Annotated in this window: 13 protein-coding genes; 7 read left to right on the forward strand and 6 right to left on the reverse strand. The window is 66.4% G+C overall.

Annotated elements, in window-relative coordinates; all coding sequences use genetic code 11:
• Positions 1-767 precede the first annotated feature (767 nt).
• The 6 genes from Mal64_RS17165 to Mal64_RS17190 all read left to right on the forward strand — a co-directional run bounded on the left by Mal64_RS17165 (position 768) and on the right by Mal64_RS17190 (position 8,436).
• On the forward strand, positions 768-1,346 hold the full coding sequence (locus tag Mal64_RS17165; protein ID WP_146402586.1) for a sulfotransferase: 579 nt from the start codon (positions 768-770) through the stop codon (positions 1,344-1,346).
• 166 nt (positions 1,347-1,512) lie between these two features.
• Positions 1,513-3,093: a matrixin family metalloprotease gene (locus Mal64_RS17170; RefSeq protein ID WP_146402588.1), complete on the forward strand. Its 1,581-nt coding sequence runs from the start codon at positions 1,513-1,515 to the stop codon at positions 3,091-3,093.
• A gap of 146 nt (positions 3,094-3,239) precedes the next feature.
• On the forward strand, positions 3,240-3,908 hold the full coding sequence (locus tag Mal64_RS17175; RefSeq protein WP_146402591.1) for a PEP-CTERM sorting domain-containing protein: 669 nt from the start codon (positions 3,240-3,242) through the stop codon (positions 3,906-3,908).
• A gap of 171 nt (positions 3,909-4,079) precedes the next feature.
• Entirely contained in the window at positions 4,080-5,078 is a 999-nt protein-coding gene (locus tag Mal64_RS17180; protein ID WP_146402593.1) for a PEP-CTERM sorting domain-containing protein, read from the forward strand.
• Positions 5,075-7,093, forward strand: coding sequence for an alkaline phosphatase family protein (locus Mal64_RS17185; RefSeq protein ID WP_146402596.1), 2,019 nt, complete (start codon positions 5,075-5,077; stop codon positions 7,091-7,093). The genes Mal64_RS17180 and Mal64_RS17185 overlap by 4 nt, the downstream gene beginning before the upstream one ends.
• Positions 7,094-7,272: 179 nt before the next feature.
• A complete protein-coding gene (locus Mal64_RS17190; protein ID WP_197525846.1) occupies positions 7,273-8,436 on the forward strand; it encodes a DUF1559 family PulG-like putative transporter in 1,164 nt (387 codons plus the stop codon).
• Between the two features lie 72 nt (positions 8,437-8,508).
• On the opposite strand, the gene Mal64_RS17195 is transcribed toward Mal64_RS17190, so the two are convergent.
• The 6 genes from Mal64_RS17195 to Mal64_RS17220 form a co-directional block, all read right to left on the reverse strand.
• Positions 8,509-10,479 carry a glycoside hydrolase family 13 protein gene (locus Mal64_RS17195; protein ID WP_197525847.1) on the reverse strand — a complete coding sequence of 657 codons (1,971 nt, stop codon included), beginning with the start codon at positions 10,477-10,479 and terminating at the stop codon, positions 8,509-8,511.
• A 38-nt stretch (positions 10,480-10,517) separates the two neighbouring features.
• Positions 10,518-12,092, reverse strand: a complete 1,575-nt coding sequence (locus Mal64_RS17200; RefSeq protein ID WP_146402604.1) for a PEP-CTERM sorting domain-containing protein — start codon at positions 12,090-12,092, stop codon at positions 10,518-10,520.
• A gap of 66 nt (positions 12,093-12,158) precedes the next feature.
• Complete coding sequence (locus Mal64_RS17205; RefSeq protein ID WP_146402606.1) at positions 12,159-15,479, reverse strand: alpha-amylase family glycosyl hydrolase; 3,321 nt, start codon at positions 15,477-15,479, stop codon at positions 12,159-12,161.
• 53 nt (positions 15,480-15,532) lie between these two features.
• Positions 15,533-17,617 (reverse strand): glycoside hydrolase family 97 protein, encoded by a 2,085-nt coding sequence (locus tag Mal64_RS17210; protein ID WP_146402608.1) that lies wholly within the window; start codon positions 17,615-17,617, stop codon positions 15,533-15,535.
• A gap of 161 nt (positions 17,618-17,778) precedes the next feature.
• On the reverse strand, positions 17,779-19,578 hold the full coding sequence (locus tag Mal64_RS17215; protein ID WP_146402611.1) for a FecR domain-containing protein: 1,800 nt from the start codon (positions 19,576-19,578) through the stop codon (positions 17,779-17,781).
• Between the two features lie 79 nt (positions 19,579-19,657).
• Positions 19,658-20,176, reverse strand: coding sequence for a sigma-70 family RNA polymerase sigma factor (locus Mal64_RS17220; RefSeq protein ID WP_146402614.1), 519 nt, complete (start codon positions 20,174-20,176; stop codon positions 19,658-19,660).
• A gap of 644 nt (positions 20,177-20,820) precedes the next feature.
• On the opposite strand from Mal64_RS17220, the gene Mal64_RS17225 reads away from it, so the two are divergent.
• Entirely contained in the window at positions 20,821-21,783 is a 963-nt protein-coding gene (locus tag Mal64_RS17225; protein WP_146402615.1) for a PEP-CTERM sorting domain-containing protein, read from the forward strand.
• Positions 21,784-21,860 lie beyond the last annotated feature (77 nt).

The following is a 21,860-nucleotide window of genomic DNA, read 5'->3' on the forward strand; positions in this document are numbered from 1 at the left end:
TGACCAAAGCGATAGATTGCGGCTAAGACCTCTTACCGTCCGTAATCTATGGTTAGCACATCAATAGCCCTCAGATACGCATAAGGGTATAGGCCGCCCAGATGAGCTGGATGGGGTTAGTGGTTCAGCGCAACGTGCGTAAGGCTATCCACCAGCGGGTGTGCACTTTGCGCGTTAGTGGCTCAAACGCTTCACGACCGTTGCGTAAGCAAAGAGAAGCCCATCAGCCCGTAGAGAGGCCAGCAGAGGCGGCAGTCGAAGGGCAGGGGGGGGCGTGGCGGGTCGATGCGATCCAGGCTTGTGGGGGCCGGTGCAACGCGTCCAAAAACGGGACGACGGTTTTTCTGCCGCGCGGCAAAGCGAATCAGCCCGCACAATTGATCGCCGCAACGCGTTGCCGAGCAGGCTCTTAGAACAAAATCGCGAGTGGCCAAGAATCGCTGCTGCGCGCGCGGCCAAAACGGATTGTCGAAATTAGGTGTGGCGGCTGTTACAAAGATAATTGGGCGCCGCAGGGGTGTATCCTCAGCCGCCGGCGGTGCGTTCATTCGCGCATTCCCCCGATTCGAAGCCGCCCCGCTGCGTTTTTTAGCCGTGCTCACTGGTCGGCTTCCCTCGCGACTTTTCTGGGCGGCGCCAACCGGGGCGATTCCGAAATACTTTTTGGCCACCCGACCCGATGCGACCGGCGGGCCCGAGCGGTTTAACGGGCAACGGGCAACGGGCGGCGGCTCGTCGAACCCGAAGCCGGCGGCCATACTAGTGGCATGAACGACACGATCACCGTGGTATCGGGACTGCCCCGATCGGGCACGTCGCTGCTGATGCAAATGCTCGCCGCCGGCGGCATGGAGGTGTACACCGACGGCGAACGCGCCGCCGACGACGACAACCCCCGCGGCTACCTGGAACTTGAAGCCGTCAAACGCCTGAAGCACGACGCCTCCTGGCTGCCCGCCGCGCGTGGCAAGGCGGTGAAGGTGATCTCGCACCTGCTGGGTGACCTGCCAGACGGCGAGGACTATCGGGTGGTGTTCCTCGAGCGCGACATCGAAGAGGTGCTCGATTCGCAGCAGAAGATGCTCGAGCGGCTGGGGCGGCCGGGCGCGCCGCGCGACGTGGTGCGGCGGGCGTTTGCGGCCCACTTGGCGGGTTTCGACCGACTGACCGCGAGCCGTGAAGACATGGCCGTCTTACGGCTGCCTTACGCGGAGATCATCGCCACGCCCAAGGCCGCCGCCGAGCGGCTGGCGGGGTTTGTGGGCGACGCCAGCCCGGCGCCGCTCGACGCGGCGGCGATGGCCGCGGCGGTCGATCCCGCCCTCTACCGGAACCGCCGCGGTTGAGCGCAAAACGAGGGGTTTCGACGGAATTCGACGCCGGTGTGTCGCCCGGTTGGGCGTTGCTGGCTAGCATAAAGCGATCAGTCCCGCCCCCCTCGAGCTGCTCTCGCCAGCACTCCCCGTGGCGACTCCCAGCAGCCGCCACAAGCTCACGGTATAGCAGCATCCCATGCGTAGGTTGTGTCGATTCAACACGAGGCGGCTCGCAGGCTGGGCCGTCCTGCTGCTGGCGGTAGCTGCCGCCACGCCCGCCTGGGCCTACGACAACGCCGACCGGTGGCAATTCACGGCTCTCGATGGCGCGGTCGCTCCGACCGGACAGCCGATCACGCTCACCTGGAGCATCGTGCCCGATGGGACGCTGATCCCCAACGTGTTCCCCGGAACCAACCGCAACAGCAACCTGCGAGCGACGCTCGACACGTTGTTTCCGGGCGGGGAGTCCGAATGGTTCCCGGTGATCGCCTCGACGTTTGAACGCTGGGAGTCGATCAGCGGCATCGACTTCGTCTACGAGGCGGCCGACGACGGGGAGGAGCACCATTTCGAGGACAACCCCGGCGTGGCTGGCGTGCGCGGCGATGTCCGTTTGGGGGGCACGCTGATCGACGGCACGAGCGGCACGTTCCTCGGCTCGGTCGGCTATTCGTACTGGCCCGACTACGGTGAGGTCGTGCTCGACACGGCCGACACGGGCTACTACGGCGACGAGGCGAGCAACCACCTCAAGCTCCGGCACACGCTGATGCACGAGATCGGCCACGCGCTCGGGCTCGGCCATGTCTCTTCCGCGGCGACCGACATCTTGATGGAGTCGTTCCCTCAGTCCCATTTTGACGGACCGCAGATCGACGACATCCGCGCCGTGCAGTACCTCTACGGAGACGCGTTGGAGAGGTCCCATGGCGGGGCGGGCAACAACTCGCTGGCCAACGCCACGCCGCTCGGCGCTCTGGCGGCGGGTGAGACGATCTCGCTCGGCGCCGACGCCGACAGCGGCTTCGCGGTCGACTTTGACGAGAGCGACTTTGTCAGCATCGCCCGGGCCAGCGACCTCGACTACTTCGCCTTCACGGCCGATGGCGGTTCGCTCGTCGACGTGGTGCTCACGCCCGTCGGGCCGACTTACATACAGTTTGTGCAGCGCACCAGCCGCACCAATCAGGTGGTCGCCTCGGCGGTCAGCGACCTCAGCCTCGAGCTCTGGGACGTGACCGGCACGCCGGAACTGCTGGCCACGGCCGACGCCACGGCGGCTGGGTCGGTCGAGTCGATCTTGGGCGCCGAGCTCGCCGCGGGCGGCGAGTACGCGGTGCGCGTGGCGGGCGATGGGAACGACGTGCAGCTCTACCGGCTCGACCTGGTCGCCGTAGCGGCGCCGGTGCTCGCGGGCGATTACAACGGCAACGGCGTGGTCGACGCGGCCGACTTCACACTATGGCGAGACACGCTTGGCGAAACCGACAATCTGGCCGCCGACGGCGACCTCAGCGGCGAGGTCGACCAGGGGGACTACGACCTGTGGGCCGCGAACTTCGGCATGACGCTCGATGCAGCGCCGGCGCATTTGGCGGCCCCCGAGCCGAACGCGACTCTGATGGGGGTGATCGCGGTTTTCACCACACCCTGGCTCAGAGGACGAAGCAAACGAGGGTGGTTTGCTACCCATGCGGCAAGTCGCACTGCGCAGCCCCGAAATTCTTCCCACGGCGACCGAAACATATTGTTTTTGGGGAATTCACCTTATTAGGATATGGATGCTGAGCGACCAGGCGGCGGTCGGCGTGTTCTCTTGCTATTTGGTGAGGCGCCGGAGACATCCTGTAACGACATAGGCATCTTCTGACCATTTGGTGCGGCCGAGGGCCGTACCCCAACGACAAGGACCGACCGCTAATGAGTCACGATTCGACTACTTCCACCTGCGAAGAAAACACTACCGCGCGCACGATCGCGCGACGCACCGCCTACACCCTGGCCGCCGGCGCCGCCGTCGGGGCCGCTGGCCAAGCCGACGCCGAGGTGCAGTACTCTGGCGTCCAGGACCTCTCGATAGCCCAGTATGGTGCGCAAGATCTCAACCTCGACGGCGACGCCTTCAACGACATCCTGCTGAAGAACTACGTGTTCGGAGGCAACTATCAGGGCGCCACGGTCAACGGCTATCCCGGCAAGCTGGTTATTTCGAACGGCAGCTTCCCGTATTACGTCAGCGCTTTAGAGAAGGGCGACCTGATTGACGGGACCGTGGTTGGCCCCACCTTCTACGGCGCCCTGGGCTACGCCGCGAATCCGGGCTCCGAATTCGACAGCTCGACCGACGCCTTCATCGGCCTGAGCTTTCCGATCGGTGGCAACGCCCCCGAGTTCATCCACTACGGCTGGATCCGGGTCGACATCGACAACTCGGCGGGCACATTCGTGATCCGTGACTGGGCCTACAACCCGGTTCCGAACCGCGGCATCCTCGCCGGCGACAAGGTGCCCGAACCGGGCACGCTCGGCCTGCTGGCGGCCGGCGCCGCCGGGGTGGCCTCGATGCGTCGCCGCCGCAAGGCCGTCTGAGACGAGTGTTGGAAACACGTTCGGCGAGCCCGGCCCGCGCAGTCGGGGCGGGCTCGCCGTGATTTTGCTCCTTTCGTTAGGGGCCCTTGCGACAGCTTCCTTCCCCCGCGGCGACCCCCTCGCCATCAGGAGCTGCGCCATTCGCAACGCTTTAATTGGAGCATCTAACCGATGAGCCCACGGCTTCTCGAGACCGGGCGTCCGGCTGCGTCACCAGGCGCCACCCCCACTACGGCCGCGCGCCGCGTCTCCTATTCCCTAGCCGCCGCCGGCGCGGCGGCGGCAACCCTGGGCGGCGCCCAACAGGCCCAAGCCAAGATTGTCTACTCCGGCATTCAAGACATCGAGATCGAGTACACCGCCGACGCGTACGAGTTGGTGCTCGTGCACGACGGGCTGACCGGCATGGGCACTTATCCCGAGCCGAAAGACCCCAACGCGGACCTGCTGCTCAAGAACTACTCGTTCCCCAGCGGGGCCTATCAGGGGATCTTTGCCCCGTTTGCGCCCTCGGGTTTTGTCGGCTTCCAGCCGTTCAACCAATACGCCACCGCGCTCAACGCGGGTTACCTGGTTGACGGCGAGTCGATCGATAACTCGTTTGCGGTGGTCTCTCTCGCCTACGGCGGCGCGAATCCCGACGCCCAGTTCAATTCCGCCGTGAACAAGTACGTCGGCTTCGGGTTCTCGGTCTATCCCGAGGGTTCCGAAGAGGCGAACCTCCACTACGGCTGGCTGCGTGTTTCGATCAACAACGCCAACCAAGAGTTCACTCTGCACGCTTACGCCTTCGACGACGAGCCCGGCATGGGCATCGTGACCGGCGAGACCGGCTCGACCGAGATCCCTGGCGACTTTAACAACGACGGCTCGGTCGACGCGGCCGACTTCACGGTTTGGCGCGACAACCTCGACACGCCCTTCGGCCTGGCCGGCAACGGCGACGACAGCGGCGAGAGCAAGGGCGTGGTCGACATGGCCGACTACGACCTGTGGGTCAACGAGTTCGGTTCGATGGGCGCCGCGGCCGCCACGGTCCCCGAGCCGGTCACGCTTGGCTTGCTGGCTGCCGGGGCGGCGGGAGTGCTGGCGTTGCGAGGCGCGCGGAGCCGAGGCGTGACGGATCGACAGGTCTCGGACCGACGGGCCACGGAGCGCGCCGACGGATGAGCATCGAGCGTCGCCGCCGTGAGGGCGCCCCCAAGCGAGTGTTGCTCGTCGGCTGGGACGCCGCCGACTGGCAGATGATCCACCCGCTCATCGAGCAGGGCCTCATGCCCACGCTCGCCGGGATGATGGAACGCGGCGCCTGGGGCAACCTGGCCGCCACGCGGCCGATCCTCTCGCCGATGCTGTGGAACACTATCGGCACGGGCAAGCGGCCCGCAGAGCATGGCGTGCTCGGCTTCACCGAGCCGACGCCCGAGGGCGACTCGGTGCGGCCGGTCTCGAGCACGAGCCGCAAGTGCAAGGCGCTGTGGAACATCCTCACGCAGTGTGGGCTCAAGTCGAACGTCGTGGGATGGTACGCCTCGCACCCGGCCGAGCCGATCGACGGCGTGATGGTCTCGAACCAGTTCGAGAACTTCCGCTTAGAGAACGGCGCCGCGACGCCGCCCACCGCGCAAAGCGTCCACCCGGTTGAGATGGCCGAGGGGCTCGCCCCCACGCGTGTCCATCAGAGCGAGATCGACCTCACGGCGGTCGGCCCGTTCGCACCGCGCATCGGCGAGCTGCTCGCCCAAGAGGGCGAGGCGGGCAAACGCCACTCGAAGAAGCTCGGCAAGCTGCAGCACATGCTGGCCCAAACCGCCACGATGCACGCCGCCACCACGCAGCTGATGGCCTCGACCGAATGGGACTTCACGGCGGTCTATTACGAGGGGATCGACCGTTTCGGCCACGAGTTCATGGAGTTCCACCCGCCCAAGATGGAGCAGGTGAGCGACGAGGACTTCGAGGCGTACCGGCAATGCATGGTCGGCATCTACCGCTTCCACGACATGATGCTCGAAACGCTGCTCACACTCGCCGGCGACGACACCGCCGTGATCGTGATGTCGGACCACGGCTACTACAACGACCATCTGAGGCCCGACCCGCGGCCCGGCAAGGCGGGGCCCGTCGAGTGGCACCGCCCATTCGGCATGCTGGCGGCCCGGGGCCCCGGCGTCCGCCAGGGGGCCCGGCTGTACGGGGCGAGCCAGCTCGATGTCGCCCCTACCGTGCTTGAGTTGCTGGGCTTGCCGGCCGCCTACGACATGCCGGGCCGCGTGCTCGCCGAGGTGATCGACGGCGAAACGCCCCTCCCACGCATCGAGACCTGGGAAGAGATCGAGGGCGAGTGCGGCATGCACCCGGCCGACCTGCGGGTCGACCCGACCGAATCGGCCGCGGCCCTGCAGCAGCTCGTGGACCTGGGCTACGTCGAGGCGCCGAGCGAGGACGCCGCCAAGACGGTCCGCGACACGGTCACGTCGAACCAGATGAACCTGGCCCACTCGCTCGCCGACAGCTTCCGCCACCGTGAGGCGCTCGACGTCTTGCGGTCGCTCGACGAAGGGTTCCGCAATGAGCCCGCGAGCAGGACCTTCATGGCGACGTGCTTGTTGGCGACCGGCGAGGCGGAGCAAGCCCGTGAGGTTCTCGAACGACTGCTCGAAGAGACCGGCGACAAGCCGCGGATCCACATGATGCTCGGCTCGCTTGAGTTCGCTGGGCGTCGCCCGGAGAAGGCCTTGGAGCACCTCGAGCTTGTCGCCCGGGCCGACTCGCGGCTGCCGGGGCTGCACACCAAACTGGGCGAGGTTTACCTCCACACAAAGCGTCACGCGCTGGCGCTCGAGGCGTTCGAGAAGGCGTTGTCGATCGATGGCGAGAGCGCCCCGGCGTTGTGCGGGCTCGCTCGTGCTCAGCTCGAGCTGAGCCGACCCCAAGAGGCGCTCGACAACGCTTTGATCGCCGCCGAGTTGGTCCACCACTTCCCACGGGCCCACCTGACGATCGGCCGTGCGCTCGCCGCGCTGGGCGACGACGACGGCGCGGTCGAGGCCCTGGAGCTTTGCGTCAAGCAGTCCCCCGGCATGCTGGCCGGTCACAAGGCCCTGGCCCAGGCGTACCGCAACCTCGGCGAGTCCGACAAGGCGATGCAATCCGAACTGCGGTCCAAGAGCGTGATGGCGTGAGCCGGAGGCGCCACTCGCGACAGTCGTTCGCTACAAAAAAACTCGGGATCGTGTAATCCACCGGCCGTGTGCGACGCTTTTGCTAGGGCGTTTCTCATGCCTTACGCCTCGCTGTTGCGAAACCCGCTTTCACGCCGCTAGCCGGCGACAAGACCGCCAGAAAACAAACGGAAACGATGATGGCGAATCCTGCCTACCGCTGTTCAGAAACCTCCCCTCGTGGCCGGGGTTTCACGCTCGTCGAGTTGCTGGTCGTGATCGCCATCATCGGCATCCTGGTGGCGCTGCTGCTGCCGGCCGTGCAGTCGGCCCGCGAGGCGGCCCGGCGCACGCAGTGCAAGAACAACCTCAAGCAGCTGGGGTTGGGAGCGCTCAACTTCGAGTCGAGCTACCGGCACATGCCGCCGGGGCATCTGGGCTGCAAGGTCTGCACTCTGAGGAACTCGAACGGAGAAACGGTCCCTTCGGGATCACCCCCTAAGCCGGATCAATGGGTCGGCGTGTTGGCTCAGATCTTGCCGTTCATCGAAGAGAACGCGGTTTACGACCTGCTGACCACCAACTACTCGATCGGCGCCGATCAGTACGATTTCTACTGGCAGACTCGAGCGAACGCTCGCGCCGCGGCCGAGTCGGAGATCAGCAGCTACCTTTGCCCTTCGGCGCCCAACTACGCGCCGCTGTTCGGGCCGACGACCCGTGTTTACATGTCGGACACGAGTGGCCTGACAACCCCTCACGCCTACGGGGCGTTCGAGACCGTAGGGAACTACGAGCTGGGTTCGGATCGGCTGAATGTCACTAATGCGTTGTCGCAGTCGGGCAAACGGACCCACTACCAAGGCGTGTTCGGGGTGTACGGCGAGCTCGGCGCCAACACCGAGGTGCTTGGTCCAAACGGCCAAGGCTTCGTGGTCGACAAAGACTTGATCGGCGTCTTCAGCATCCGCTCGAAGACCAAGCTCGCCAAGGTGACCGACGGCACGTCGAAGACGCTCATGTTCGGCGAGGCGCCCGGAACCATTGGCAGCAACTTCGAGGACGGCGACAGCGGCGAGCTCGTCAGCGGTTACACCGACGCCTTCCTCTGGATGGGCGCCAACCTGCTGCCGACCTACCAGGGACTCGACCTCGGTCGCGAGAACTTCATCGGCTCGGCGGGCACGAATCCGAACTTCGATACCAAGTGGTCGTACTACGGCTCGATGCACCCCGGCATCGTTCAGTTCTGCATGGTCGACGGCTCGGTGAGGGCGCTGGGCAAAGGAATCGACATCCCGGTTTTCAAGGCGATCTCATCCATCCACGGCGGCGAGACGGTCGACACGAACGACTTGCTCTGATTGCCGTCGACGCTCGATGGTTCGGCGTCTTAGGCGGGGCGATGACGGCGAGAGGCGGCAGCCACAACGCGTTTATTTGTCGGCCCCGCCCGGCTCGCCGGGACGGCTCAGCACGACCACCGCGTCGAGCCCCGGCAGCCGCACTTTGAGTCGGCTCCCTTCGCTGCGCACCTCCACACGATCTGACTGGCCGGACGCGGTGAAGGCCTCGTGGATGGCGCCGCCCGCCGGGAGTTCGGTATCGATCTCGTGCGTGTCTTCGCTGCGGTTGAAGAAGACAAACGCCGTGACGTCGCCCTGCGTGCGTTTGAAAGCGAAGAGGTTCCGCCGGTCGTCGGCCGTTACGACTTCGTAGTCGCCGCCGCGCAGCGCGGTGATCTGGCTCCGCAGCCAACAGGCCGACTGGTAGAACCGCCACAGCTCGTCGTCGACGCCGACCGGGTCGGGCTCACGGGGCCGGCCGAGTGGGTCGGCGGCTTGGTCGTCGTAAGCTAGGTCGCCCCAGACCATCGGCATGCGGTCGTCGGGGTCGTCGGCGCCCCACATGCCGGCCTCGACGCCGTAATAGAGCGTTGGCGCACCGGGGAACGTCACTTGCATCAGCGCGACCATCCGCTGCAGTCGGCGCTCGCGCTCGGTCGGCTTCCGGACTTGGTATTCGCTCCAGCCGCGGGGTGACGACCGCTCGCCGGCGTCGTAGTCGAACCGCTCGGGGTTGAAGTACGGCCGCTCGCCGTCGGCGTTGACGATCATCGACGCCACCCGCTGCGTGTCGTGCGAGTCGATGAGGCTCCACTGAGCGTGCCGCCGCGATTGGGGGAACGCCTCCCACCGCTCGGTGATCATCCGGGCGAACTCGCTCGGCGGCAGCACGCCGTCGATGAGGTAACCCTTCACCGGGTAGGCGAAGCCGTGGTAATTCATCGTCGAGCCGAAGCCGGTCGCTTCGAGGTAGGCGGGGGCGTTGTCCCATTGCTCGGCGACGGTGAGCGCTTGCGGGTTGATCGAGCGGACCAGGCCGTTCCACTCGAGCCAGAAGGGGGTGGGGACCTCGGGCGCCACGTCGAGCCGCCAGCCGTCGACGCCGTCGGCCGGGTCGCCGTCGCCATCGGGGTCCATCCAGCGACGCGTGGCGGCGAGCACGTAGGCCTTGGGCCCGGGGGCGAGGTCGTCGCCGCGAGGCGTGTCGGCCAACTCGGGCAACGCGCGATGCCCGTTCCAGCCCCGCACACGCAGCTCGTCGGCGGGCGTCGCCGGGTCGTCGAACGCTCCGACCTTGTACCAGTCCTTGTAGGTTGAGTCTTGCTGCCGTTCAACAAGGTCTTGGAAAGCGAAGAACTGGCGGCCGGTGTGGTTGAACACGCCATCGATAACCACCCTCAGATCACGCTCGTGCGCTTCGCGCAGCAGGCGGAGAAAGAGCTTGTCGGCTGCGGTCCAAAACCACTCGTCCGGAGCGTGGTGGGCCTCGGCGGCGATCTGGGCGAGATCGCCCGCGGGGTCTGGCCCGAAGTGAGGGTCGATGTGGTGGAAGCTCGCCCCGTCGTACTTGTGCAGCGAGGGGGCGTAGAAGATCGGGTTGAGATAGATCGCGTCGACACCCAGGCTCTTGAGGTAAGCGAGCTTGTCGATCACGCCCTGCAGATCGCCGCCGTAGCGGCGGTCGTAGACTCCGTCGCGGTAGAAGTTGTCGCCGCGTTGGGTCTCCCACTCGTCGCGGGCGTACCAGTCGGCTCCCCAACGCGAAACGCGCCAGTCTTCGCTAACACGGGAGGGGGCTTCGAGCGACTCGCGGATCGGATCGTTCGAGGGATCGCCGTTGCGGAATCGCTCGGGGAAGATTTGATAGAACACCGCCCCCTCGGCCCACGCCGGAACGGGGGCGGGGGGAGAGGGCGGCGCGGCGGTTGATGGCGGCGCGTTGGCGTCGCACCCGGAGAGAGCGATCACGGCGACGAGCGCCAGCCCTAAACCCGTCGGCGATGAGGCGGCGTTGCCCCAGACGCCCGAGCGCCTCATCGCCGATCGGTTGGGATGCTTCATCCTCGAATCAGACTCACCTGGGGGATTGGCTTCGGCGTTCAGACGTTGGCGCGTCGCGTAGAAAAGAGTCCCAACGCCACGAGCAGCATCAGTCCCAGCGCGCCCGGCTCCGGCGCAGCGTGCGCATTGCTCGTCGAGAGCGGGATCGTGATGAACTGGTCGCCGGGCACGTCGGCAAACGTTCCCGCCGGGGGGCCGCCCGCATTGATGAGCAGCTGGCCCAGGTTGGCGTCGAGAACGCCCACACCGGCGAACTGGTTCGACATGAAGTCGTGGCCGTTGCTGTTGACGAACGCCATCAGCTTGATGCTGCTGCCGAGCGTGCCCAGCTCGCTGAGCGGCACGCTGAACTCGATGCCGGTGAGCACCTCCTCCGGGTTGTCTTCGCCGTTGACCAGCGTGAACGGCTGGGAGCCGGCGCCAAACACCCCCTCGGTGTTGCTGTTGTCGATCGCCATATGCAGGTCGATGATGTTGTTGAAGTTGCGGTGGTTCTTCTGGTTGTTCATCGCCGGGTCGGCCATGCCGGTCTCGGCCGGGTCGACGTCGAGAGCGAACTCCAGATCGCGGGCCACGCAGCCGGCGCCGGTGTCGTCCGTGCAGCCACCGTCGACGCTGAGCGCGTAGTTGCGGTCGATCAGCTCGCCCTGACCGAGGCCGGCGAGGGTGAAATCGCTGATCAGCTCGTCGCTGTTGCCGGGGTTGCCGAACGGTTTGAACGAGAAGTCACCGAGGCCGCCGGCCGGGCCAGTCGCTTGCGCGAAATTCGCCACCCACGTGTCGTAGTCGGCTTGCGACACGTCGCCGCTGTTCTCGGGGTCGCGGTTGGGCAGCTCGAACGAGGTGTCGAGGTTGTCACGCCACACGGTGAAGTCGGCGGCGTTGACAGACCCGTCGTCGTTGTAGTCGCCCACCACGGCGGTGACCGCCGGCGAGCGCATCACACGCGGCTCGCCGCGTGGGGCGAGTTGGTAACCGAGCGACGCAACGTCGCCGCTCACGCCGTTCTGCAGGTTGGCGTAGTGCGAGCTGAGGGCCCAGAACTGGTTGTTGTCGGGGTCCTCGGGGGCGTTGCGGACCGACTCACCGCCGTGGGTGAAGACCAGGGCGTGGTCGGCGTTGAAGCCCGAGTCGAACGTCAATCCATCGAGCCGTTGCAACGCGCCGTCGTTGTTGGTGTTGCCGCCCTTGGGGGGCTCGAGCCCGCCGCAGCAGAAGCCGTCGAGCCCGCCGGGCAGGGCGGCGCCGTCGATCGTGTTCACGCCGCCGGGGCCCGAGTCGATGAACAGCTGCAACTTGTTGAAGTTGCCCTCCAGGTTGCCCGCCACCAGCACGTAGAGGCGGTCCTCATAAACCGTGGCGAACACCTGGTCGATTTCCGATCCGCCCGCGTCAGCCAGGTTGTTACCGGTGATGACCGGATCGGGGTTGCCGGCCCCGTCGCCAAACTGCGTGCGGGTGTTCTGCACGGAAAGAGCCGCCCCGTAGAAGCTCTCGTCGCCGGCGAGCGAGCCGTCGATCATGGGAGAGGTCGGCAGGCCGGCGAGGGCTGGCGGGGCGGACAACGGTGCGGCCAACAGCGCGGCCGTGAGCGCGATAGTCAAACGCTTCATGATGAGATTCCTCCTGGTAAGCTGATTATCGTTGGTGGTTGGTTTCGGGGCAAAGATTTTGCGTCGTCAGTTCTCACGCCTCGCACGCAGCCGTCCGAGCAGCCAACACGCGCACGGCGGCAGCGCGAGGCATGAGCCCGGTTCGGGCACGGAGACGGCGACGCCGCCGACCGGCTCGCGGGTGAAGCCGTACGCCGCAACCCACACGCCGTAGTCGTCTTGGTCGACGTCGCCGTCGAAGTCGCCGTCGGCCGCCAACGCGGGGCCCGTATCGTTCAGGCTGTCGCGCCACACGGTGAAGTCGGCCGCGTCGACCGCCCCGTCGAGGTTGTAGTCGCCGGGCGACGTGCGGAGCAGTTGCGTGATCAGGGTCTTGGCGTCGTGCGCGTCGGTCACGCCGTCGACGTTCAGGTCGAAGAGCCACTCGCCCGGGCCGTAGTTGGCGCCGAGCAGGACGAGGTCCGCGGCGTCGGTGTCGCCGTCGTCGTTGAGGTCGCCGCGGCGCCGGAGCACGGCGTCGTACTCGGCTAGCACGGCCGGCGTGGCGCCGCCGTCGACCAGCAGCGGGCCGATGGCGAACAAGTCGCGGTTGTCGATCAACCCGTCGGCCGTGGCGTCGAGCGTGGCGCGGAAGATGTTGTTCTGGCTGTTGAGCACCGGCTCCAGGGCGCCGAGCCCCACCAGGTCGTTCACGCCGAACACGCCGTCGGCGTTCGCGTCTCCGATGCCGGCGCCGAGGTTGGTCGCTGCCCCGAGGCCGGCGAAGCGTTGGATGTTGTAAGTGCCGGTCGGCTCGATCGTGACGACCGTCGCCGTGTGGTTGCCGTTCGTCACGCCGGTGCGACCCGCCACCCACTGGTCGCGGTCGTAGTAGCCGGCGGCGCCCTCGCCGCCCGCGACACGGGCGAGCAGCTCGGCTTCGGTTTCGCCGATCGGGTAGTCGAAGAAAACGTGCACGCTCTCGGCCGTCTTGTCGAGCGATTCGACGATCAGGTCGCGGTTGTTCGGGTTGCCCGGGTCGCTGGAGAACGGCTCGAACGACACGACGGTGGACTCGGGCTTGAGCCGATCGACATAAATCACCCGCCGTGCGTCGCTGAACACGTCCGGCCCGCCGTCGCCGCCGGTGGCGGCGTCGCGGTGGCGGAACACACGGCCTGTGAGGTAGTGGCGGCCCTCGGCCAGTTGCGTCGTGTCGATCGTCTGCTCGAACACGCCCGAGCCTAGGCCGACGTTCTGAGAACCGTCCCACTCAAAGCCGGGCTGGTTGGTTCCGGTGAACTCCTCGAAGCCGTAGGCGACCGAACCGGGGGTGACGTGGTCGACGGCCCCGCTGCCGTTGGCGTCCGTGCCGGCGTCGACGCTGAACAGGGCGCGGTCGCCGTCGGCGTGGTGGTCGCGGTAGCCGTCGGGCAGTGTTACGGGCGATGTCTCGACCCGCAAATTGAACGAATCGCCGGTCACCACCGTGATGTCCGCGAGCCGGGTGACGCCGTTGAAGAAATCGTCCGACGGGCCGCCGACGCCCCCTTGGCCAGCGGCGGGCGTGGAGCCGGCGAGCACGCCCATCAGGTCGGCGCCCGAGGCGTCGGTGAGCCGCATCGTCGCCTCGGGGGGGGCCACGCCGTAGACGAAGTACCCGCTGCGGTGCTCCGTGCCGTCGGCCCCGCGATTGCGAGGCACACGCAGGTCGACCGCGCCGGTTGGGCCCACGGTGAGCACCTCGGCGAACTCGCCCAGCTGGTTGACCAGCGGGTCGTTCACGTTGCCCGAGAGCTCGACCAAGCGAGTGCCGGGAGCGAACGATGTTTGCACGGTGCGATCGTCGTAGCCGCTGTCGCCGCGATTGCTCAGCACCACCAGCGCCGAGTTCTCGCGCTCGTAGACGAGCGTCTCCTTCTCGTCGCCGCTGGGAGTGCGGTCGATGTAGTTGCCGCGGCCGTGGGTGTTGCGCAGGTTGACCAGCCGGGTGACTTTGTCGCCGTAGAGGCCGCCGAGGGCGTCGCCCTTGCCGTCTTGGGGGAAATCGCGGTTCTCCCCGAACTGCTTGGCGTTGAGGTAAACGAGCGCTTGGCCGGGACGCATGAGCATCCAGGCGTGGGCCACCGGGTTGAGGTGCGACGGGCCGTCGTCGTGGCTCTGCACGAACGCCACGCCCTGCGTGCCGTTGTTCGCCAAGCCGTCGTCGACGATGTCGATGCTGCGGTTCTTGATGTTACGCCAGTCGTTGGCCAGACCGTTCTCTTGCAGGTTGTCGCGGAGCGTGAAGAACAGGTTGAAGTCGAGCGCGTCGCGGTTGCCGCCGATCGTGCCGAGGTCGTTGTTGTCGATGTCCTTGCGGATGAACCCGTTGACGAACGCGTCGCTGTCGCCGCCGGTTTCGATGAACGAGTAGACGTGGTCGGGCGATCCGTCCAGGAGCGGCTCCTGCTTGGCGAGGAAAGCGCCCTGGTCCAGGTAGTCGAGCACCCAGCGTGGGAAATGGCGTGCGGCGTCGTAGCGGAAGCCGTCGACGCCGATCTCCTGCACCATCCACCGCAGGTTGCGGATCAGCAGGCCGGTGGCGTTCTCGGCGTAAGCGTCGCCTGCCATCGGGTCCGAGGTGTTGAAGTCGTAGAGCGTAACACTCGAGCCGATCTTCGGGTCGTACACCGTGTTGCCGCCTAAGCCTTGGTCGGGGTAGAAGCGGGCGTTGGCGGCGTCGGGCGCGTTGACCGGCCCGCGGCCGAAGATCCCCTCCGTGCCGGCCGGGATGTTTTGCGGGTCGCCCGCCACGACCGGGTGGCGTATGAACTGGTGGTTCTTCTCCTGGGCGATGTCGATCAGCCCCGCGAGCCGCTCGAATTCTTGGTCGGTGGGCCCCAGCGGGTGGTAGTCGCCGTCTGGATCGCCCGGCAACTCCATTACGAAACCGGGGTAGCCGCCCGACTCGTTCCAGTAGACGTCGTCTGACGGGTCGGCCGTGCCCTGGCTGTCGAACGTGCGGTCGTCGCTGAACCCGTTGTGGTTGGCGATGTAGTCGGTGTTCACCCGCACGCCGGCCGAGTGCGCCTGGTCGATGAGCGTCTTGAGGCCCGTCTCGGTGCCGTAGAGCGTTTCGTCGCGGGGCGAGCCCAAGTCGAATCGGTCGAACACGTCGTAGCCGACCGAGTGATCGCCCGAGTCGGCCTTCGCCGGCGGCGGCAGCCACATCCGCCCGTAACCGGCGACGAAGATGTCGGCCATGCGGTCTTCGATCACGTCCCAGCGGGCCTCGAACATCTGCAGGATGGCGGGCTGTGAAACGTCTTCGCCGCGCGCGGACGCGCAGCTCGCCAGCACGACGAGCACGGCGGCCGTTAGGCGCGTGCAAAGCGAGGGGGCGTGTTGCCGATCAGTGCGGGTCATTCGATTGAGAGAGGAGCAACAGGTGGAGAAGCAGCAGAAGAGAGTTCGCTAGTTCAGTCGGCGGGGTTCAGCACGGTCCTCGGCTGGGGGTCGAGCGGGGCGAAGCGGATCGCCTGCCCGCCGCCGGGGGCGAGTCGCAACGTGAGCGTCGTGCCGGCGTCGACCCGGCGCCGTTCGACCGTGTAGGCGGTCGGGTTGTCGCGCCAGTCGGCGTCGTCGGCGTCTCGGTAGATGTGGGCTTCGTAGGCTCGGTCCGCCTCGAGGAACGACAGCTCGGCTTGCAGCTCGCGCGCCTGCTCGTCGGTCACCGCGCCGAGGAACCACTCGTCGCCCCCACGCTCCTTGCGGGCCACCACGGCGTAGTCGCCGATGACGCCTTGCAGGGTGTGCGACTGCTCCCAGTCGACGGCGACCTCGCGGATGAAGCGGAAGGCGTCGGGGTGCGATGCGTAATTCTCGGGCAGGTCGCAGGCCATCTGCAGCGGGCTGTAGATCACGACGTAGAGCGCGAGCTCTTTGGCCAGGGTGCCGGGGATCTGCTCGCCGGTGCGATTGCCCGACGTGAGCTTGATGTCGAATACGCCCGGCGTGTAGTCCATCGGCCCGGAGAGCATGCGCGTGAACGGCAGCACGGTGACGTGGCTCGGCGGGTTGCGGTACTCGCCGCTCCAGGCGTTGTACTCCTGCCCGCGGGCGCCCTCGCGGCTCATCAGGTGAGGCCACGTGCGTCGCAGCCCGGTGTCCTTAATCGGCTCGTGAGCGACGACCATCACGTGGTGCTTGGCGGCAACCTCGGCGACCCGCTGGTGGTGACGCACCATGTACTGCCCGTGGTGCCACTCGCCCTGCTCGGCGCCCGACTCGTCGCGTCGCTCGACGTTGGAACCGAAATCGACGTAGCCGGTCTTCACTGCTTTGACGCCGAGCCGCTCGTACAGCGCAAAGGCGTCTTCGAGCTGACGCTCGTAGTTGGGAATGCCGCCCGCCGTCTCGTGGTGGCCGACGAGCGTCACGCCACGCTCGCGGGCGTAGCGGGCGAGGCCCTCGAGGTCGAAGTCGGGGTAGGGCTCGGTGAAGCTGAATCGGTCGCCGTTCTCCATCCAGTTGTCGTCCCAGCCCTTGTTCCAGCCCTCGACCAGCACGCCGTCAAAGCCGTTCTCGGCGGCGAAGTCGATGTAACGGCGCGTGTTCTCGGTCGTGGCGCCGTGCCGCTCGCCCGAACCCCAGGTCGCGGTGTCGAGGTGCATCTCCCACCACACGCCGACGTACTTGCCGGGGCGGATCCAGCTCGTGTCGTCCAACGCGCACGGCTCGTTGAGGTTGAGGATCAGGTTCGAGTCGGCCAGCCCAGCCGGGCTGGAGGCGACCTGGATCGTGCGCCACGGCGAACGCAACGGGCCTTTGCCGCGCACCTTCACGCCGTCCGACCAAGGGACGAGTTTCGCGCGGAGCGTGTGCCCGCCGTCGTTCTGCAGCGTCATGCTCGAGAAGTCGACCAGCGCCGCCTCGTGGAACGCGACGTAAGTGTTGTCGTCCGCCTTGCAGGTGAGTGGCGTGTGGACCGTTTCGAGTTCGCTGACGGGGGTGTTCTCGTAAACGTACTCGTAGCGATTGTCCTCAAGGGCGGGGACCCACCACGCCGACCAATCGCCCGCGAGCTCGAAGCGGGTCTTCTCTTCGGTGATGACGAACTCGTCGATTGCGGGCTGAAGGGGCGCCTCGTAGCGGAACGCGACGCCGTCGTCGAACGCGCGGAAAACGATCGACAGACTCAGGCCCTCGGGGCCCGGCTGCTTGAGCCTTAAGCGCAGTTCGTGGTGATGGTCACGCACCTCGCGGCGTTGGCCCCAAGGCTGCGTCCAGGTTTCGTTCGCCTCGGAGGTGGCGTGATCGACTATCTCGAACCCGCGGGCCAGCGACACGCCGTCCGCCAGTTCGAAGCCCATCGGCGAGGCATGGATCAGCTCGCGGCCGTTGTTGGTAAGCGAGTAATGCGGCGCCCCGTCGCGCAGCTCAAACGTCGCGCGCAAGGCGCCGTTGGGCGAAGAGACGACCAGCGGCTGGGCTGCAAGCAGCGGCGCAGTCGTGGCCAGGAGCCAAGCAAGCAGGAGCCAATGACGGGGGCGGGTGTTGCTCATCAAGATCATCGATGCCAAGCGAGGAGTACCAATCGACGCGCGCGTGGTCGGCCGAGCCCCCGGGGGGCCCGCTGCGCGGTGAAGTTTGGTCTGAACAGAAAAGAACGAAACGTCAGCAGTGAAAAGCGGTTAGGGAGAAGTCAACGACACGGCGGCGTTCGCTACAAGTCGCTCGGGAAGCTAGGTCGTAGGAATGCGGCGGCGAGCCCGGTGCTCCGCACGGCCGCGTGACTCGAAGCACGCAGCAAAGGCAGCTGCTTGGTCGCCACGCCCGGGTTGGCGGCCGTTGGCGACCCGGTGACGGCGGCGAAGTCGGTTCCGATGCGGATCTCGTCGATCTCGTGCAGCTTCGATCCCTTGAAGTTGCCCAGGCTTACCCGGTCGAAGGCGAACACGCCGTTCATGCTGGCCGACACGTCGCAGTCGCTCTCGTGCGACATCGAACGGGGGTTCCTGTAGATGGTGGCCCGGTCCTCGCCGTCCTCGCCGAAGTCGATCCGCAGAACGATGAAATTCGCCTCGGTGTTCTCTTCGCCGAGCGGCGCGAAGCGGACCCGCTCCTGGGCGGCGTAGTTCGACGAAACCCCATAGCCGTGGCCCTCGGCGCCGTTGCCGACACAGAGCACGCGGTTGAAGTTGCCGTCGCCGCGGTGCAGCTCGAAGCCGTAGAACACGTCGTCGGTCTTCGAGGCCCGCTGCAAAAAGCTGATGTAGAGGGTCGTCCCGTCTCGGCCGATCAGCGGCAGGCCGTCGGCGTTCTCGACCAACCCGGCGGCGTCGAACACGCCGCCGAGGCTGGTGCTCAGGGCGCGTCGCACACGGTTGCCGTTGCCGGTCTGCAGCAGCCGGTTGCCGAGCGACACCATGTCGGCCGTCGAGAGGCTTCCCCGGGCGACGCCGTTGGTCGACGCCACGACGCCCGTCGGATCGTCCGAGGCCTCGATGTCGGCCCACGGGCCGGCCCAGCCGAAGCCGCCGTTTTGCCAAGCGAGCGGCCCGCTGGGGTAGGCGAAGTTGTCGAACGCCAAAAGCCCGTCGCCCGGTCCGCTGCGGGTCGATAAGCTCCGCACGAAGCCGTGGTCGTCGGCGCTGAGCAGCGTGAATCCGTCGTCGGCCGATCGCAGCCGCGCAGCTTGCAGGTTGGCGAGGCTCACGGCCCCGGTGGCGCGGCCCTGGCGGTCGAGCGAATGGGCCCGGACCGGACCTTCGAACACGTGAACCTCATCGCGGCCGCCCGCCTCGGCGACAACACCGAACTGGGCGCCGCAGTCGGACACGACCAATCGCGGCGTGCGGACCGAGAAACGGCCCGCTTCTTTAGGAACCGCAGCGGCCACGCGGCCGACGTAAAGCTCGATTGTCTCGTGGTCGGGAATGCGGAAGGCGGCTGGCCCCTCGAGCACCAGCCGGGCTCCGCCGGAGAATGTCAGCTCGGCGACCCCGGTTTCGAGCTCCAGGAGCTGGCCCCCTTCGAGTTCGGCGCCGTAGCCGATGTCGACCCGTTCGCCCCGCCAACGGCAGTTGCGCGTGGCGGCGATGCGGGCGACGGCGCCCACCGGCTCGCCCGCTTCGGTCGCCAGCAGCGAAGCCAGCGGCCCCCGGCCGCGCGTCCCTTCGAGCGTGAGCCACGAAGAGCACGCCATCGCCAGGGCGATCGAAGCCGCTAGCGCCACGATCGAGCGGGAGATCCGCAACGAGGGGCGGCTTTGCTTCGGCGCCGGTCCGGCGGGCGACACCGCCTGGGCGGCGTCCAATCGGGCTGCGGGCTGATCTGGCTGTTGTGTGCGGTCTGGAGTCATTTGCTCAAGCGGCATGTGCATGGCGCCGAGCTCCGCCTCGATCCGCATCAGGTTCATGAACTTGGTTCGCGCATCGGCGTCCGACTCGAGCATCCGATTGAGCAAAGCCATTTGCTCATCGGTGATCGTCCGATCGTTCAGTGCGTCGACCAATTCGTCCATGCGGCTCGTTTGCTCTCTTGGAAAATATATAGTTGGTTGGGGGCACGTCGCCGTGATAGCGGCTTCGCTAGTTGTCTGCTTAGCCTTGGGCGGCGACCTTGCGGTCGACGCAGTCACGCAGCACCCGCCTCACACGTTGCAAGGCCTTGTAAACCGTGTTGGGCTGGCGCCCCAGCCGCTCGGCCACGCCCCGGAACGACCGGGTGCGGTCGCCGTAGCACTCGGCCACGAGTTGTCGGTCGGATTCGGGCAGTCGGTCGAGGCAGCCCTGTAGCGCCGTGCGGCGGTCTTCGAGCAACTCGGCTCGATCGACCGCCTCCTCGGCGAGCAGTTCGACCGCGACGTCCGAAATCCGCCGCGATCGCTTGTGCTGCTGCGAGCGGAAGCGGAGCACCCGGTTGCGGGCGATCACACTGGCCCAGCGGCGGAAATCGGTGGTGGTGTCGAACACCTCGTAGTCACTCCACAAGGCGACACAGACTTCCTGGAACACCTCTTCGGCGTCACTGATGTTGCCCAGCAGCGTGACCAAGTAGGCGTAAAGCCAGCTGTAGTTCCTTGCGAAAACCCGGGTGAACGCTTCTCGCTGACTGTCCATCACCAACCGCCTGGCTAAGGATTACCCCCGAAGCAACTCGGGCCGCCCCATTGGAGCACCAGCCCCTCTTTGGAGCGGCCGTTCGTAAGCTCTACTGATACAAGCCTCCGAATATCGCGGATTGGTACTGAAATCGATGGGGATTCTCTAAAACGGCGGTAAAAATAGCCTTGGGCGCCCCGCGATGCGGGATTGAGCCCATGCGATATCGCTCTTTAAGCAGCTCCTTGGTAATTGGCAGGCCGCCCATGCCTTGCCTGCGTTTCTCGGCATCGGGCTAGAAATTTGGTTTCGCGACGTTTTTTCGGTACCAATACAGCCTTGCGCCGTGCTTGTATTAGTGTGCGGCCTCGCTGTCTTGGTGGCATGTTGGGGCGATACTGGCGAGAGCGGCCAGGGCCATAAGGGCGCTGGCGCCGATCTCATCACCGTCTTTTCGAAACGACTTATCTTCGCTGGCTACTCGACTCGGAGGCGTTTTCTTGCGACAGCGTGGCGGCGAGAGCCCACGCGTTGTTGAGGCAGAATCGCTTCCGGCGTATTACGCCTTACGTCACCCGACTGCTTACCAAGTAGCGGTTGGCGAGGGAAACACGACTCCTTTAGTACGACACGCTTCTCTTTCTTCTCTGGAGGTACCGCTCATGAAGTCTCTCTGCTGTTCAGTCAGTTCCCTCGCATTGCTGGTGGCGCTAGCCGCACCGGCGTCGGCCGCCCCCACCGTCGACGGCACGGTCGACGGTAGTTACGGAGCGCCGCTTGCCGTGCAAACGGTGCAGACGAATTTTGGCGATTCGACCGGCGGGGTCACCGGTGGTGGCGAACTCGACGCCGCGTACGCCACGGTCTCGGGCGACCGGCTCTACGTGATGATCACCGGCAATATCGAGAACAACTTCAACAAACTGTCGCTGTTCATCGACTCGAAGGCGGGCGGCGAGAACACGCTGTCGGGCGGCCCTTCGTACGACGGTGGGGTGAGCAGCAACTTCGCCGGGCTGACCTTCGACACGGGTTTCGAGGCCGATTACCACGTGTTCGGTCGCTGGGGCGGCGCCTTCGAGGTCGACGTTGTTGACCGCGCCGGCGGCGCTTGCACGAACGATTGCTTGGGCGACTTCGGCGCCGCCACGGTCGGCGCCGGCACGGCCGTGCAGTCGGGCACGGTGCTCGGCGACGGCAACGGCACGACCTCGTTCCTCTCGTCGCCCGCCGAGTTCGGCTTCAACAACAACAACGCCGCCGGCGTTGGCGGCGGCACGGGCGCCGTTGTCGGCGACCCGGCCAGTGTGACGACCGGCTTCGAGTTCTCGATCGCCCTGGCCGATATCGGCAGCCCCGTCGTGGGAAGCGAGATCTTGATCCACGCCGCCTACGGCAATGGCGACAACAACTTCCACTCCAACCAGATCCTCGGCGGTCTCGCCGCGCCACAGGACAACCTGGGTGGTGACGGCGGCGGCAACTTCACCGGCAACCTCGGCGGGATCGACTTCAATCAGTTCGCCGGGGCGCAGTACTTTTCGGTGACCGTCGTCCCCGAACCGGGCGCTCTGATGATCGCGATGCTGGCCGTTTGCGGCTTCGTTGCGCGGCGTCGGGCGTAAGCGAAAGAACGAAGCCTGGCCACGCGGCCCCACCAGCAGGGGCCGCGTGGCGCGGGCGGTCGTCCGTTGGGGCGACG

This window comes from Pseudobythopirellula maris, assembly GCF_007859945.1.
In the GTDB taxonomy this organism is placed as follows: Bacteria; Planctomycetota; Planctomycetia; order Pirellulales; family Lacipirellulaceae; genus Pseudobythopirellula; species Pseudobythopirellula maris.

What these genes read in the sequence shown, in the direction of transcription:
- Mal64_RS17200 (WP_146402604.1), bottom strand. Translation starts at nt 12,092, where the DNA reads ATGAAGCGTTTGACTATCGCGCTCACGGCCGCGCTGTTGGCCGCACCG.
- Mal64_RS17190 (WP_197525846.1), top strand. Translation starts at nt 7,273, where the DNA reads ATGGCGAATCCTGCCTACCGCTGTTCAGAAACCTCCCCTCGTGGCCGG.
- Mal64_RS17180 (WP_146402593.1), top strand. Translation starts at nt 4,080, where the DNA reads ATGAGCCCACGGCTTCTCGAGACCGGGCGTCCGGCTGCGTCACCAGGC.
- Mal64_RS17185 (WP_146402596.1), top strand. Translation starts at nt 5,075, where the DNA reads ATGAGCATCGAGCGTCGCCGCCGTGAGGGCGCCCCCAAGCGAGTGTTG.
- Mal64_RS17210 (WP_146402608.1), bottom strand. Translation starts at nt 17,617, where the DNA reads ATGAGCAACACCCGCCCCCGTCATTGGCTCCTGCTTGCTTGGCTCCTG.
- Mal64_RS17170 (WP_146402588.1), top strand. Translation starts at nt 1,513, where the DNA reads ATGCGTAGGTTGTGTCGATTCAACACGAGGCGGCTCGCAGGCTGGGCC.
- Mal64_RS17165 (WP_146402586.1), top strand. Translation starts at nt 768, where the DNA reads ATGAACGACACGATCACCGTGGTATCGGGACTGCCCCGATCGGGCACG.
- Mal64_RS17195 (WP_197525847.1), bottom strand. Translation starts at nt 10,479, where the DNA reads ATGAAGCATCCCAACCGATCGGCGATGAGGCGCTCGGGCGTCTGGGGC.
- Mal64_RS17215 (WP_146402611.1), bottom strand. Translation starts at nt 19,578, where the DNA reads ATGGACGAATTGGTCGACGCACTGAACGATCGGACGATCACCGATGAG.
- Mal64_RS17225 (WP_146402615.1), top strand. Translation starts at nt 20,821, where the DNA reads ATGAAGTCTCTCTGCTGTTCAGTCAGTTCCCTCGCATTGCTGGTGGCG.
- Mal64_RS17205 (WP_146402606.1), bottom strand. Translation starts at nt 15,479, where the DNA reads ATGACCCGCACTGATCGGCAACACGCCCCCTCGCTTTGCACGCGCCTA.
- Mal64_RS17220 (WP_146402614.1), bottom strand. Translation starts at nt 20,176, where the DNA reads ATGGACAGTCAGCGAGAAGCGTTCACCCGGGTTTTCGCAAGGAACTAC.
- Mal64_RS17175 (WP_146402591.1), top strand. Translation starts at nt 3,240, where the DNA reads ATGAGTCACGATTCGACTACTTCCACCTGCGAAGAAAACACTACCGCG.